At 70.7% G+C, this 14768-nt stretch carries 11 protein-coding genes; 5 read left to right on the forward strand and 6 right to left on the reverse strand.

Annotated features, from left to right (window positions below; genetic code table 11):
* A partial coding sequence (locus tag AB0395_RS41510) for a putative Ig domain-containing protein (RefSeq protein ID WP_366291677.1) occupies positions 1-2841 on the reverse strand: 2841 nt, incomplete at its 3' end.
* Entirely contained in the window at positions 2834-3907 is a 1074-nt protein-coding gene (locus AB0395_RS41515; protein WP_366291680.1) for a hypothetical protein, read from the reverse strand. The genes AB0395_RS41510 and AB0395_RS41515, both read right to left, overlap by 8 nt.
* A 471-nt stretch (positions 3908-4378) precedes the next feature.
* On the opposite strand from AB0395_RS41515, the gene AB0395_RS41520 reads away from it, so the two are divergent.
* Positions 4379-4924, forward strand: a complete 546-nt coding sequence (locus AB0395_RS41520; protein WP_366291683.1) for a hypothetical protein — start codon at positions 4379-4381, stop codon at positions 4922-4924.
* Between the two features lie 222 nt (positions 4925-5146).
* Here AB0395_RS41520 and AB0395_RS41525 read toward each other — a convergent pair whose 3' ends face one another.
* Positions 5147-5593, reverse strand: coding sequence for a MarR family transcriptional regulator (locus tag AB0395_RS41525; protein ID WP_366291686.1), 447 nt, complete (start codon positions 5591-5593; stop codon positions 5147-5149).
* A gap of 22 nt (positions 5594-5615) precedes the next feature.
* Between AB0395_RS41525 and AB0395_RS41530 the strand changes: the two genes are divergently transcribed.
* On the forward strand, positions 5616-6290 hold the full coding sequence (locus AB0395_RS41530) for a DUF998 domain-containing protein (RefSeq protein ID WP_366291689.1): 675 nt from the start codon (positions 5616-5618) through the stop codon (positions 6288-6290).
* Between the two features lie 412 nt (positions 6291-6702).
* Here AB0395_RS41530 and glmM read toward each other — a convergent pair whose 3' ends face one another.
* From glmM to rplM, 3 genes are all read right to left on the reverse strand, one after another.
* On the reverse strand, positions 6703-8058 hold the full coding sequence (gene glmM / locus AB0395_RS41535) for a phosphoglucosamine mutase (RefSeq protein ID WP_366291692.1): 1356 nt from the start codon (positions 8056-8058) through the stop codon (positions 6703-6705).
* Position 8059: 1 nt separating this feature from the next.
* Positions 8060-8581 (reverse strand): 30S ribosomal protein S9, encoded by a 522-nt coding sequence (rpsI, locus tag AB0395_RS41540; protein ID WP_366291695.1) that lies wholly within the window; start codon positions 8579-8581, stop codon positions 8060-8062.
* 69 nt (positions 8582-8650) lie between these two features.
* Positions 8651-9094, reverse strand: coding sequence for a 50S ribosomal protein L13 (gene rplM / locus AB0395_RS41545; RefSeq protein ID WP_366291698.1), 444 nt, complete (start codon positions 9092-9094; stop codon positions 8651-8653).
* 420 nt (positions 9095-9514) lie between these two features.
* Here rplM and AB0395_RS41550 point away from each other — a divergent pair, with 420 nt between their 5' ends.
* The 3 genes from AB0395_RS41550 to AB0395_RS41560 all read left to right on the forward strand — a co-directional run bounded on the left by AB0395_RS41550 (position 9515) and on the right by AB0395_RS41560 (position 14669).
* Positions 9515-10249, forward strand: a complete 735-nt coding sequence (locus AB0395_RS41550; RefSeq protein ID WP_366291701.1) for a CAP domain-containing protein — start codon at positions 9515-9517, stop codon at positions 10247-10249.
* Between the two features lie 35 nt (positions 10250-10284).
* Positions 10285-11400: a hypothetical protein gene (locus AB0395_RS41555; RefSeq protein ID WP_366291704.1), complete on the forward strand. Its 1116-nt coding sequence runs from the start codon at positions 10285-10287 to the stop codon at positions 11398-11400.
* A 614-nt stretch (positions 11401-12014) separates the two neighbouring features.
* A complete protein-coding gene (locus tag AB0395_RS41560; RefSeq protein ID WP_366291707.1) occupies positions 12015-14669 on the forward strand; it encodes a hypothetical protein in 2655 nt (884 codons plus the stop codon).
* Positions 14670-14768 lie beyond the last annotated feature (99 nt).

The raw sequence follows: 14768 nt of genomic DNA on the forward strand, positions 1-14768 counted from the left end.
GGTGCCCGAAGCGGTCGGCGTGCCGGACAGCACCCCCGTCGAGGCGTTGAGCGTCAGCCCCGGCGGCAGACTTCCCGCCGAAACCGACCAGGTGTACGGCGTCGTGCCGCCGGTCACGGTCAGCGGAACGCTGTAGGCGACCCCGACCTCCCCCGCCGGGGCGCTGGAGAACGAGAACGAGGGCTGGGTCGCGATGGTGAGCGTGACGGCCTGGGTCGCGCTCTGGCCGACGGCGTCGGTCACCTTCACCGTGAAGGAGTAGGTGCCCGAAGCGGTCGGCGTGCCGGACAGCACCCCCGTCGAGGCGTTGAGCGTCAGCCCCGGCGGCAGACTTCCCGCCGAAACCGACCAGGTGTAGGGCGACGTGCCGCCGGTGACCGCCAGCGTCGTGCTGTAGGCGGCCCCGACCTCCCCCGCGGCGGGGGCGGGGAAGTTCAGGCTCGGCAGGGCGTTGGGGACGACGACGGCCGACGGGTCGGAGGCGGCGCCGGTGCCCGCGGCGTTCTGGGCGGCGACGGTGAAGGTGTAGGAGGCGCCCGGGGTGAGACCGGTGAGGGTCTGCGTGGTCGCCGTGCCGCTGAACGTCTGGGGAGTCTGCGCGACACCGTTGAGGTACGGCGTGACGACGTAGCCGGTGATCGCGCTGCCGTTGCCTGACGGAGCGGTCCAGGTCAGCGTTGCGGTCGCGTCGCCCGCGGTGACCGTGCCGATGGTCGGCTTGCCCGGCACGTTGTAGGGGACGACCGCGTTCGAGGCGGCGCTGGCCGTACCCGTGCCGAAGGTGTTCACCGCGGCCACGGTGAAGGTGTAGGAGGAGCCCGCGGTCAGCCCGGTGAGCGTCCTGGTGGTCGCGGTCGCGTCGTAGGTGATCGGCGTCTGGGCCACGCCGTCCTTGTACGGCGTCACGACGTAGCTCGTGATGGCGCTGCCGTTGTTGCCCGGCGCGGTCCAGGTCACCGTCGCGCTGGTCACCCCGGCCGTCGCCGTCGGGGCGGCCGGGGTCGCGGGTGAGCTCGCGTAGGTGTAGGCGGCGGAGGCGGCGAGCCCCTGGGTGACGACGGTGACCGTCACCGCCGCGTTGCTCGCCCTGGACGGCATGGAGGGGATGGTGAGCGTGCCGTTGGCGTTGGCGATGAAGCAGCCGGTGGTGACGCCGGTGGGGCAGGGCAGCAGGACGACCGGGGTGCCCGCCTTCTGCTCCGCGGTGGTGCCGATCTCGATGGCGGTGGCGTTGCCGATGTTCGACCCGCTCACGGTGACGGTGTTGCCACCGGAGATCGAGCCCGTGGTCGAGCTGAGCGTGATGCCGCTTGGTGTGCTCGGCAGGGTTCCCGCGGTCGTCGAGGACGAGTAGCCGGGGTTGGCGTCGCTCGCCGACGCCGTGGCGACCGACGAGGTGCGGATCAACGTCGGCGTGACACTGCTGCCGGTGACGATGCCGACCACGGTGATCGGCGACAGTGACGACCCGGCGGCGAAGGGGGCGTTGCTGTTGGTGCAGGTGATCGACTGCCCAGAGGGGGCGGCGCAGACCCAGCCGGTGCCGTAGGCCCCGGCGGGCACCACCCCGGCCGGCAGTGTCTCGGTGATCGAGATCGGGGAGGTCTCGCTGACCGCGCTGCCCACGCTGGCCGTCACGCTGTAGGTCACCGGGTCACCGGCCGCCAGCGTCGTGGCGTTGTTGTAGCTGGTCTGCGCCACGCTCAGCTCGGGGACCGCGCTGAGCGTGGTGACCTGTGCCTCGTCGATCTCGTGGAAGTCGGTTGACCCTCCGGTCGAGGCGACCCAGCCGAACGCGAGCTGCTTGGGGACCCCGGAGGAGTCGAGCCAGCTCGACGGGAACAGCCCGGACGCCACCGAGGGCAGCGAGCCCTGCAGGGTCTTGGCGGTGCTGCTGATCGGGGTGAACGACACCTTGTAGCTCTTGGCCGGGACCGACAGGCCCGATGGGGTGGTGACGGTCACGGAGGTCGGGTTGATGGCGACCTCGACCGGCACCGCCTTACGGGTGCTCGCCCGCAGCGAGAGCGCGGAGGAGGACGTGGAGGTCGCGGTGCTGTTGATCGCGCAGTAGCCGACGAGGCCCTGGCCTGGGCCGCGGACGACGACCTGGCCGGGCACCGTGCCTCCCGAGGTGCTGATGTAGGCGGGGTTGGTGCAGCCGGTCCCCTGGTAGGTGCTGTTGCTGAAGTTGCCGTACACGTCGAGGCCGATGCCGAGGTAGCCGTAGGCCAGGCCGCTGTAGCTGCTCGAGCCGACCGCGGAGTAGCCGAGCGCGCCGCCCGGCTGGCCGATGTTGGCCGGGGAGACCGGGTTGGTCGGATCCACCGCCGCCAGCACGAAGGCGATGCCGTCCGCCGACGACCCGCCGTACTGGTAGGTGTTGAACGTCACGTCCAGCCCCTGCGCGGTGGGCACGCTGGTCGCGCCGAAGACTCCGCCCAGTTTGGTGGTCGTCGCGTTCGTCAGGCGCAGCTTGCCCGAGCCCGCCGTGTCGTTCGTGCTGCTGCAGCTCTTCAGCACGCCGGTGCTGGTGTTGCCGGACGCGGTCAGGCAGGCGGTGTTCGACCCGCTCTGGTTGCTCGGCAGGGCGGGAAGCACCAGGGTGCCGGTGCCGTCCGCGGTGTTGTTGTGGAACGGCTGGTTGAGCAGGGTGGTTCCGGCCGCGGAGGCGGGAATCGGCGCCAGCGTGCCCGAGGTCCCGGTCAGCGCGGAGGCGGACAGGGTCAGGACCAGGACCCTGGCGACCGCCCTGCCGCTCCGGGACGTACGCCGGACGGGGACGGCCGCGTGCCTGCCCGCCCCGGCGGGTCTCGCCTGCCCGCGGGCGCCGTCAGTCATCGCCGCTCCCGCCCGCCGGGCTCATCGTGTCCGCGACCGCGAGGAGGCGGGCGCGGTGGCTTCGCCGTACCAGCCGGGCGAGCGTGAACGACAGCGCGAGGACGGCCAGGAGCGCCGCGAGGAGGTGCACGGGGAAGACCACGACGGTCACGGTCAGGGCCCGCGCGAGACCGCTCGCGCCCGCGACCGAGACGGTCGCCTGGCAGACGCACATCAGCGGCGGGTCCCACCTGGCGGTGACCTCGCGGGTCGCGCCGCGCATCACGGTGAAACCGGGGAAGGGGACATCGGTCCCGTCGACCCGGGCGTTCAGCCGGTCGGCGCCGCGGAAATCGCGATGCGCCGTCCCGGTGTTACGGATCCCGACGGTCAGGGGCACGGGGCCGCCGGTCACGAAAGCGGGCGCCCGCAGGTCGGCCACCTCCGCCGAGGCGTAGGCGTGGCCGGGAACACCGATGTACAAAGGCACGCCAATCCCCCGATTGATCGTGATGTTGCCTGTTCGCGACCCGCCGACCGCCTTGAAGACCAGGGCGACCTGGTGGTCACCGGGGTCGGGGGCGTCGGGAACGGCGATCCTGACCTTGACGTCGCGGGTCGTCCCCGGCTCCAGCGCGAGCTCCCGCGGAACCGTGGTGACCCAGGCCGACGCGGAGTAGGGGGCCCGCTCCCGCAGGACCAGCGCACCGCTCTCGTCCGCGGTGAAGTCCGACTTCTCGACACGGACCTCGACCGGGGCGTCACCGCCGTTGGTGACCCGGAACGTCTGGCTGGAACCAAGCTGTCCGGACGGGACGACGAGCTTGGCCGGGCTCACCGACAGTGAGAAGCCCGGTTCGGGGAGGGGAGCGGCTGACACGGCCTGAGCCGCGGTCCACTGCGGGCAAACGGCGGCCAGGCAGAGACCGATCACACCCGCGAACCGGCCGCGACGGACCAGCCTGAACGCCACAGACACCACGGCACGGGGCGACGTCCCGCGCGTCGACCGCGCGGCGGGCGAGCCCGGTCCGACGAGCACCTCGTACGGCGGGCCGGATACCGGGCTCGTGAAAGGTTCCAGCATCCGTTCCTCATCCACTCGCCAGTGATGTCGCTCCACATGAGGAAGCCTCACGGTAATCACTGAGAGTTTCTGATCAACTACCGGGAGTGTCAACGAATGCGATGGTTCGGCGTGGCGCAGAACGGGTATTCAGGCGGCCCAAAGGGGCTCCGGCAGCAGTGCGGAAATTCCCGACGACATAGCTTCTGACCTGTGGCGACGGAGAGATTACCCACGGGCGGCAGCCAGGGCGGTCAAGCCGGCACCAGGGCGTCCAGAGCAGGGGCGGAGACAGTCTTGTTGTGCGGCTGCCTCCAGCCGACGAAGAACGTCCCGATCTCCTGACGGCCCGGGACCCGCGACGCGGTTCCGGCATCCTCGCCCCGCGGACAGATGACCGTGGAGAAACGCCGTGATCACCTGGGAGTGGACTTCTCGATCGGCCCGCGGCGACCCGGGCACCGTCCCTCATCGAACCGTTAGGAGCCTCCGATGACGCGCAGAATCGCCGGCCTGGCCATGGCGTTCGTGGTCGCGCTGGGAATGGTGGTGGTGCCCGCGGGGAGCGCGTCCGCGACGATCTCCCCGGTTTCCGACGCCTGCACGGCCACCGGCATCGAGGACGTGCTGACGATTGACCCGAGCGGCCCCCGGCCCAGGATCGTCGGGACGAGCCGTCACGACTACGTCGGCGCATGGCCCATGGGTCGGAGTACCTTCCGCTTCTGGCATGTGTCCTACCAGCCGTTGGGGTCGTCGACGTGGTCGTACCTGGGGGGCTACGCGGTCAGGTGTTCGGGGGCCACGGAGACCGGCAGCAGCGATCTCACCACGACGATCATCACCGGCGCGAGCGACAGGAAGTGCGACGGCGTGAGCTTCGACGTCACCGTCAGCGACGGGACCAAGACCACCACTACGCACTACGGCTACGTGGGGAGCAGGACCGGTGGCGGGGACCACTTCCACTACTACCGGGTGGCGGTCGATACCGGGCAGATGCTGGCCGTCTTCCCGGCTGCGGCACGCTGCGACTGAGAACGGCCTTCCCTCGGTACGACCTCCCTCAAGGAGTTGGAGGTCAGGAGGCGGCGGGTCACGGTGTCGAATCGTAGATGCTCCCGCCCGGTGACAGCTTCACGCCGCGGGCCACGAGGGTGTCGCCGATGTCGGAGACGGGGCGGGCGCCCTCGGCCTACCCGGAACAGGTCATGGCCGACCCGCGTATCCGGACCCGCTCCTCCCTCCCGCGCCGGTGGATCACGACCGTTTCGGGATTTCTCGCCGCAGGAGCGCCTCCAGCACGGGCAGGGCGCCGCTGAGGGCGGCGCTCTCCTCAGCGGTGAGCCCGCTCAGCGCGGCGACGAGGGGCGCGGTGCGGCGCGCATGGCCGTCTCGGATGACGGCGCTCCCCTTTGGCGTCGCCGACAGGATCGCACTGCGCCCATCCAGGGCCGAGGCTGTGCGCTCAATCATTGACATGGCCTCCAGCTGCGACAGGGTGCGGGCCATCGTGGGGCGCGACACCTCTTCGAGCGCGGCGAGCTGGGACGGCATGATCTGGCCCGCCTGCACGATGACGGCCAACGCGGAGGCCTGCGCCCCGGTCAGTACCGGCTCGGGATCTGCCGCGCGGAGCCAACGGACCAGCGTGGCCGCCGCCATCCCCCAGCGGTCGGCCTCTTCATGAAGCTTGCTTCGGCTCATATAGTTAGCTTAAGCTAACTATATGCCCAAGGCAGGCACATCTCCCACATCGACCACCGCGCGCGCCTTCCCGCATTCCGCCGCAGTCGCCGCTCCATTGGCGGCGGTTCTGTTCCTTGTCAGCGTTACGGTGTTCGCGGCGCTGCGCGACGACGGTTACTCGCATGCGCACAAGGCCATCAGTGAGTTGGGCGCCTCGGGGGCGCCACACGCGTTCGCGTTCAACGCGTTGGGCTTCGTTGCGCCCGGCCTGCTGGTCGTGGCCTTCGCGGTGGGCTTCGTCGGCCTGATCCGCTCCGGCGGCTCCCTGCTCGGACCAGGGTTGCTCGGCCTGTCGGGAGTGACACTGGCGCTGGCCGGCATCTTCCCGGTGGACATGGCTCAGCGTGATTCGTGGGCCTCCCTCGCGCATCTGGCCAGCGCCACGGCATCCGGCATCTTCTGGGCCTGTTCGCTCTTCTGGATGGGCCGATTGCTCGCTCGCGTTCCAGTACCGGCTGTCTGGGTACGGCTCACGCCATGGTTCGTCCTGTTCCCGGTAGCCAATGTGGCGTGGCAGGCGATGTGGCAGACGACGGGATGGCCACCGCCGGGTTGGGGACAGCGACTCGCGTTCGCCGGCTACTTCCTCTGGCTGGCTGTGACCGGCGCGATGCTGCGGCGTACCACCGTGCCGCCAGGTGCAGCGCGTGCGTAAATCCCGCGCGCTGGTGCCGCTTTCCGCAAAGGGCGTGAGATCGCCCCCGGTCAGGCGTTCTGTGAGGTGCCCCTGATCTTCCGCCTCCTACTGAACCCCAACGCATGATGTCGCCAAAGACGGGATCTCTGACCTGAGGGAACAAGGGATTGCCGGGCGACATCACGCGTAGATCATCAGTAAGTCACCACGAAGGCCTGGAACGGTGACGACAGCCCTGAAGCATCGCATTGGCCGGAAAGCATCACGGCCCCCCCGGAAGGCAGCGGGCAACGGAAAGGCCAGGGCGCCGGAAACGTCAGGGGCCGGAAGCGCCGGAAGGGCGGAAGCTCCACGGAGGCGAAAGCGTCAGGAGCGGAAAGCGAGTCGCCCGGCGCGCTGGGCACGCCGGGCGACTCGCTTTCAACCGCCTTCAGACGCAGGCGACGCGGACGACGTCGGCCAGATGGCCCGCCATCCGCTCCGCCTGCTCCGCGGAGGAGGCCTCGACCATGACACGGATCATGGGTTCCGTGCCGCTGGGGCGGATCAGCACCCGCCCCGTCTCCCCCAGCTCCGACTCGACCGCGGCGACCGCCGCGGACAGCTCGGGAACCGAGGCTTTAGCACGGTCCACATCCTTGACGTTGACGAGGATCTGTGGCAACCGGGTCATCACCGAGGCCAGCTCCGCCAACGGCCTGCCCTCGCGGGCGACGACCGACAGCAGATGGAGCGAGGTCAGCAGGCCGTCCCCCGTGGTGGCGTGGTCGAGCATCAGGACGTGGCCCGACTGCTCCCCGCCGAGGTTGTAGCCCCCCGCCTTCATGGCCTCAAGCACGTAGCGGTCACCGACAGCGGTCTCGATCACGTCGATGCCGGCGTTCTTCATCGCGATCTTGAAGCCCAGGTTGGACATGACCGTGGCGACCACGGTTTCGCCAACCAGCTTGCCCTCCGCACGCATGGCCGTGGCGAGCACGGCCATGATCTGGTCGCCGTCGACGACCTCACCGGTGTGCGAGACAGCCAGGCAGCGGTCGGCGTCACCGTCGTAGGCGATGCCGACGTCGGCGCCCCTGGAGATCACGATCTGCTGGAGTTTGTCCAGGTGGGTCGAGCCGCACCCGGCGTTGATGTTGAGACCGTCCGGACGGGCCCCGATGGTCTCAACGGTGGCTCCGGCTCTCCGCAACGCCTCGGGGGCCACCATGTGGGCGGCTCCGTGCGCGCAGTCGAGGACGACGTTCAGGCCGTCCAAACGGCCGGAGACGGTGGACAGCACGTGGGAGATGTAACGGTCGGCCTCGCCGTACGCTTCGCGCACTCGGCCGACCGAAGCACCGACGGGGCGCTCCCACTTCTCACCGAGCCGCTGCTCGATCCCGTTCTCCACCGCATCGGGCAGCTTGTAGCCGCCACGGGTGAGGAACTTGATCCCGTTGTCCGGGGCGGGGTTGTGGGAGGCGGAGATCATCACGCCCATGTCGGCTCCAAGAGCCGTGGTCAGGTATGCAACCGCCGGGGTTGGCAGCACGCCGAGCCGGAGAACGTCCACGCCAGACGACGCAAGGCCGGCGACCACGGCAGCCTCCAGGAACTCTCCTGAAGCCCGCGGGTCCCGGCCCACGACGGCGACCGGGCGGCCTGACCGCCCGACGCTGGCATTGAACGCCCCGGCATCGCCGAGGACATGAGCCGCGGCCACGGACAGGTCCATGGCGAGCTCGGCCGTGAGGTCGCGACCAGCGACCCCACGTACCCCGTCGGTGCCGAAAAGGCGCCCCAACTTAACGCTTGCTGTACTGCGGAGCCTTACGGGCCTTCTTGAGGCCGTACTTCTTGCGCTCGGTGGCGCGGGCGTCACGGGTCAGGAAGCCGGCCTTCTTCAGCGGGGCGCGGTTGACCTCGACGTCCAGGATGGCGAGCGCGCGGGCGAGGCCCATGCGCAGGGCACCGGCCTGGCCGGTCACGCCGCCGCCGTCGATGCGGGCGATGACGTCGAACTGGTCCTCGGCGCCGAGCGTCACGAAGGGCTCGTTGACGATCTGCTGGTGGACCTTGTTGGGGAAGTACACGTCAAGCGGACGACCGTTGATCGTCCACTTGCCGGTGCCCGGCACGATGCGCACGCGGGCGACGGCCTCCTTGCGGCGGCCGGTGCCGTACGAGTTGCCCGTGGTGATGGGCTTACGGACGGCGGCCTCGCCGCTGGCAGTGGACTCGGAGGTGTACTCGGAGGGGAACTCCTCCGCGGAGTACGCTTCCTGCTCGCCCTCGACGGGCGTCTCGACACCGGTGGGCTCAGCCACGGTTCTCCTCTTACTTTCCTACTCGGCGCCGGCCGTCGGCCAACGCTGCTGGCGATAAGCAGCCGGTGGCTACTGGGCGATCTGGGTGAGCTCGAAGGGCGTCGGCTGCTGGGCCTGGTGCGGGTGCTCCGTACCTGCGTAGACCTTGAGCTTCTTGATCATCTTCCGGCCCAGGGCGTTCTTGGGAAGCATGCCCTTGACGGCCTTCTCGATGGCGCGGTCCGGACGCTTCTCCATGAGCTCGCCGTAGGTCACCGAACGCAGACCACCGGGGTAGCCCGAGTGACGGTACGCCTTCTTCTGCTCGAGCTTGTTGCCGGTCAGGGCGACCTTGTCAGCGTTGATGACGATGACGAAGTCACCCGTGTCGACGTGGTTGGCGAAGATCGGCTTGTGCTTACCGCGAAGCAGGATCGCGACGTGGCTGGCCAGCCGGCCAAGCACGATGTCGGTGGCGTCGATGATGTGCCACTGACGCTCGACTTCGGCAGGCTTGGGTGTGTACGTGCGCACGGTCGTATGCCTTCTTTGCTCGCGTCTTCGGCGCTGTCGGAGGTGACAGCAACATGGTCGGTAGGTGCGGGCACACGACAGCCCGGACCTTCCGTCTCCCATGGCTCAGGAGATGACGCCGGACGCGCCGCGCATCGGTCTGCAGAGGAGACCAATTCGCACACAACGAACTAGCAGGATACCGAAGCGGATGAGCGCGGGTCAAAAAGACGCGTCTCTCCACCGGTGTCCCCGAGCAGTTTACCCATGTCGGCGAGTGCCGGGGGACCGCCGCGCCGATCAACCGCCCGAGCCTTCACAGAACGGTTCCAACACGTTCTCTCCATTCTCTTCTTCCCCAAGACAAACATCTCTATCTTTGGCAGCGGAATGTGGCAGCTTCCTCACCTCCGGGACACCCAGCGGACCAGCCTGCGCCGTATGGGGCTGTTCGCATGCCTGCTGACGGTGCTGCTCCTCGGATATCTCATCGGTCGCGGAAGCCGCGACGAGGAGACACCGAAGATCTATCTGAACAACGCCGGGCCCGCGAAGCCCACGCAGACGGCCATGGCCGGGGCAGGTCACCCCGACCCGCGCGCCCCGCTCGTCCGTGTCGTCCGCCCGACCGCCGCTCCCGTGACACCGAGCGAGCGCCCCGACTCCCGCGTCACCCGGCCCCCGCACGACTCGGCCGACGATCTCGGCGTGGACAACGGCCCCCGCTACATCATCGGCGGGGAGACTCAGCAGTACGGCGGCGGCCGGGAGAACACCGAAACCTCCTCCTCTCCGCTGAGCTCGCTGGAGAGCGAGTTCGTCAGGCTCGTCAACATCGAGCGCAGGAGGGCGGGATGCGCGCCCTTCCGGATCGACAGACGGCTGGTCCAGTCGGCCAGGGCACACTCCGCCGAGATGGCCGCCAGCGACGTCTTCTCCCACAACTCCCCCGACGGAAAGTCGCCCTGGCAACGGATGGAGGCCGCGGGCTACCGCAACGGGGGCGCGGAGAACATCGGCCGCGGCTTCACCTCGGCGGCCGAGGCGGTGCACGGCTGGCTGGCCAGCAGCAGCCACCGGGGCAACATCCTCAACTGCGCGCTGACCGCGACCGGCGTCGGGGTGATGGGCGGCTCAAGCGGCCCCTGGTGGACGCAGGACTTCGGCTACTCCTGAATGAATCGGCCGTGATACCGGGCTAGTCTCTGCGCATGGGTTTTCCGGGGGAGCCGCCGCGCCGCCAGCCGTACGTCCAGCCCGAAGGACAGGTGCCGCCCGCCCAGGGCGAGCGCTGGTTCGACTCCACACCACAGGGCCACGCGCCCGAGGCACAGGGCCGTTTTCCAGGCGCCGCGTTGCCCGAGTCCGCGTTCCCGGAACCCGCGCCGCACGAGCGCGCGCTCGGGGCGCAGGGGCGCTTCCCCGAGACACAGGGCCGTTTCCCCGAGGCGGCGCCGCTCGGCCGTGCCCAGGAGCCACCGTCCCCGGAGCACGCCTCCGACGCCGTGCCGCAGCCCAGGCCGCCCGCGCCCGGCCCGAAGCCGTCCGCGCCGCAGTCACAACAGCAGCAGCAGGCGATGTGGAGCCCCTACGACGAGGGCCCGCGCTCCCGGCGGCCGCTCTTCATCGCGCTCGGCGCGCTCGGCGTGCTCATCGCGGGAGGCGTCGGCCTCGCCATGCTCGTGAACTCGGACAATTCCTCGCCGTCCGCTACGGCCAGCTCCCCGGCGCAGGTGTCCAACGCGCCCATCGTCCCCAAGAGCCCCGGCGGCAAGTTCGGGTTCGCCGCTGCCCGCGCGACCGATCCCCACGCGCTCACGCTGGGCGAGCTGTTCAAGCGCAAGAAGGTGTCCTACGACGGGCAGAGCTACCTGATGACCGTCCGTAGGACGGACAAGAAGTGCAAGGACGCCGTGGTGGGCGACAAGCTCCAGAAGGCGCTCGCATCGGGCAAGTGCACCCAGTTGCTGCGGGCCAGCTTCCGCGACGCCTCCGGGAAGATCATCGGAACCGTGGGCGTCGCCAATCTCAAGACGTCGGCCGCCGCGGCCAAGGTCGTCTCGGCGGGAGCGGGCAAGTCGCGGAAGGAATATCTCAAGGCGCTGCCAGGTAAGGACAAAGTCACCAAATCTCTCGGCACGGGCGAGGCGTTCGCGGGCGGATGGCGACACGGGCACTACGCCGTGATGGTCTGGTTCCAGTTCAAGGACGGGCACCTGCCGAAGAAGACCGAGGTCAAGCAGCTGAACCAGGCGGCCTTCGGGACCGTCGACGCGACCGTCACCCCGGCCCTCGAGTCCCGTTCGCTGACCGGAAAGCGACCCTGACCAAAGGTTCAAGTAGCGGCTTCCCAGGATAAAACTGGCGGGCGATCCGGCCAGGAACGCCCATACCTACATGATGATCTCCGGCTGTCGCTACGCTTCCACGTATGCGTGGCCAGGAATCCGGGTCCGAGCACGAACGCGAAGCCGACGGTTCGGCCGTACCGGCGACGCCGCCGCCGAGTTTCGGCCAGTCTTCGCCGCACGTGCCGCGGCCCGATCTCACAGGTGACAACCGGTTCCACGATCCCCCGGCATGGCCGGAACCGGCACCGGGGGCGGCTCAGCCATGGACCGTCCCGGGCGACGACGGCGCCCCGTACGACTGGTTCTCCGACCCGGAGAACGACCTCCCGCCACCGTGGCCGGACACGTCGTGGCCCGGCGCGCCATCCGGCTCGCACTCCGCGTCACCCGGTTCACACCGCGAGTCACATCATGGCTCGCCCACGGGGGCACGATCCGAGCCCGGAGCGCCCTCGGGGTCGCCGTACGGCCCGCCTCCGGTTTCACCGGCCGGTTCGCACTTCGCGTCTCAGCCGGGCGTGTCCTCGGGGCCGCACGGGCCACAACCCGGCCCCCAACCCGGCCCCCAGGGCCCATGGCCCGGTTCCCCGGTGCCCGCCGAGCCTCGCGCACCGGGATGGCAGGAAGTCCCGCCCTCGGTGCCCGCCGTCATCTCCTGGGCCGAAACTCCCGCCCCCGGGGAGCCGAATCCCCCTTGGGCGGGCGGCCCCGCCGCGGGCGGACCCGTCCCACCGCCGTGGAACGACGCGCCCGCTCCCGGTGCGCCGTCCAGGCCGCCGTCGTGGGGCGCTCCGCCCCTCCCCGGCCAGGCACCGGCACAGCAGTGGGGTTCCCCGCCGTCCTCCGGCGAGCCGTCGGGCCCGTCGCCGTGGACCCCGCCCGCGACCAGCGGGCCCTCAGGCCCGGCGCCGTGGGGCGCTCCGCCTCTCCCCGGCCAGACACCGACACCACCGGGAAACACCCCCCAGACCTCCGGCGAGCCGTCGTGGGCCCCGCCCGCCCTCGGTGAACCCTCGCAGCAGTGGGCACCCCCTGTCTCCGGCGCCCCCTCCGCCCCGCAGGCCTGGGCCCCGCCGTCCCTCGGCGAGCCTTCCGACCCGCGCTGGAACACCCCGCCCGTCCACGGCGGACCCTCGGGGCCACCTCCGCAGACGGGCTCGCCCGGGCCGCCCTGGGCCGCCTCCCCTCCCCCACCTCCCCCGGGGGCGGCGTGGCCTGACTCCTCCGGTCCCGCCGGCGTGCCCTCGGGGACCGGCGAGCCGTACGGACCTCCTCCGTGGACGCCTCCCTCGGCCGACGGGCCGTCGGCGCAACCGTGGAACGGCTCCCCTGTCCCCGGCGAGCCGTCAGGCCCGCAGTGGGACACCCAACCGGCACCGGGCACCTCCTCAGCTCCGCCGTGGGGTACCCAACCGGCCCCCGGCCCCGTCCCGCTCAACGCCTCCCCGCTGCCGACGGCGCCGATCGTCCCCGGAGCGCCGCCCTGGCAGCCGCCTCCGGCCTTCACGGCCGCCGCCGCCGGCATGCAGGTGTGGCCCTCCTCGTCCCCGGACGCCCACGGCATTCCCCAGTGGCCCGCGGCCACCGGGGAACCGGTCTGGTCTGACGCCGACGAGACGACGGGCAGGCCCGCCGAGCCCGGTGACGTGGCCGTCTGGCCGCCGTCCGCCGTCCATGGCGACGGCCTCGACGAGAACACCGTCAACGTCCGCGCGGGCGGCTCCGCCGTACCGGCCCGTCACGAGCGGACCGACCTCGCGCAGGCGTCGGAGCCCGGTGCGCACGCCGCGGGCTCCCCTGCCGGATACCCGACCTCCGCGCCGTCCCCTGAAACGGGTCCGTACTCCGCCGACGCGCCGTCGCCCGCCGAGCCGGGCGCGCACGCCGCAGGCCTCACGCCACCGCAGGACGCGGGGCTCCTTCCGGGGAGGCCTCAGGAACACCCCTCAGACCAGGCGGTGACAGGCCAGGCGGCGACGCCTCTCTTGGGGGAGGGGCTGTCGCGGGACCCGGGACACGTCCCGGGCCAGGCGACGACGTCCGGCCAGGGACACCCTCCGGCACCATCCCCCGACCCCGGGCACGCCCCGGGCCAGGGGCCGTCGCCGGAGACGGAACACACGCCCGGTTCCGCACCTCCGGCGGAACCCGCCGCCCATCACGACGGGCCCGCTCCCGCCACCTGGGGTCAGCCTCCCCAGCCGGAGCCGACGCCGTACGGACCGGACTCCCCCGGTCCGGTCACGCACGCCCTCGCGTCGTCCTCAGGACCGACGCAGCACCTTCCCACTCTTCCCGCGCGACCCGCCGAGCACGACGCCCCCTCGCTCATTCCCGAGCCGGGCGACCAGCCGACCCCGCCCGGAGGCATACCGGTGATCTCGCCGCCGTTCCCGCCAGCCGTGGGGAAACCGTCGACTCCGCCCGCTTCCACGTCCGGCGAGGTGGTGCTGCGCGGCCCGTTCACCCCGCCGTCCGCGGTCGTGCACGAGCCGCCGCCTCCCGCCGAACCCCCCGCCCGCAAGCGGGGCAACACCATCCTGATCGCCGCCGTGGTCGCCCTCGTGGTCGGCGGAACCGGCACCGGCGCCTTCTTCGCCTACCAGTCGTTCGTCGCCAAGAGGTCGGCCAGCGCGGATGCCCCGATCCCCAGCGCCCAGCCCGCCGACCCCACTGACGACCCGGAAAACCCCGTCGTCGTACCCGACCCGGTCAACACCGAGATCCTCAACTCGGAGAAGACCGACCCGGGCAAGGTGACCGTGGCCGACGCCTTCACCAAGAAGATCACCCTGGCCGGGACCACCTTCGTCCGGGTCAAGACCGACGTGACCCAGAAGTGCGACGAGGCGGCGGCAGGCAGGTTCGCCAGCACGCTGACCAACCAGGACTGCCGCCAAGTGCTGCGGGCCACGTACGTCGACAGCAAGCGGAAGTACGCCGTGACCACGGGGATCGCGGTGCTGCCCAGCCTGCAGTCGGCCGTCGAGGTGGACCGGGCCAAGAACCTGGGCAGCAACCTGTGGTTCCGGGGCCTGCCGGGAACCCCCGGCAGCGGAGCCGAGCGCGTGGACATCGCGGGCGGCTACGCGGCGGGCCTGGTGTGGGGTCGTTACATCGTGTTCAGCTACGCGACCTTCAGCGACGGCCACACCCCGACGGCGAAGGAGAAGAACCTCGGCAAGGTCAGCGGCGCCTTCCGGGACGAGACCGCCAAGGTTGTGGAACGCCGGGTGACGAGCTGATCGAACGCGTCTCGCTGCCGGGGAGGCCTCCCCCGCCTGCTGGGGGTTGGCGAGCAGCAGTTCGGCGCGGGCGAGGTTCATCACGCAGCGCAGCTTGGC

Source organism: Streptosporangium sp. NPDC051023 (genome assembly GCF_040689595.1).
GTDB lineage: Bacteria > Actinomycetota > Actinomycetes > Streptosporangiales > Streptosporangiaceae > Streptosporangium.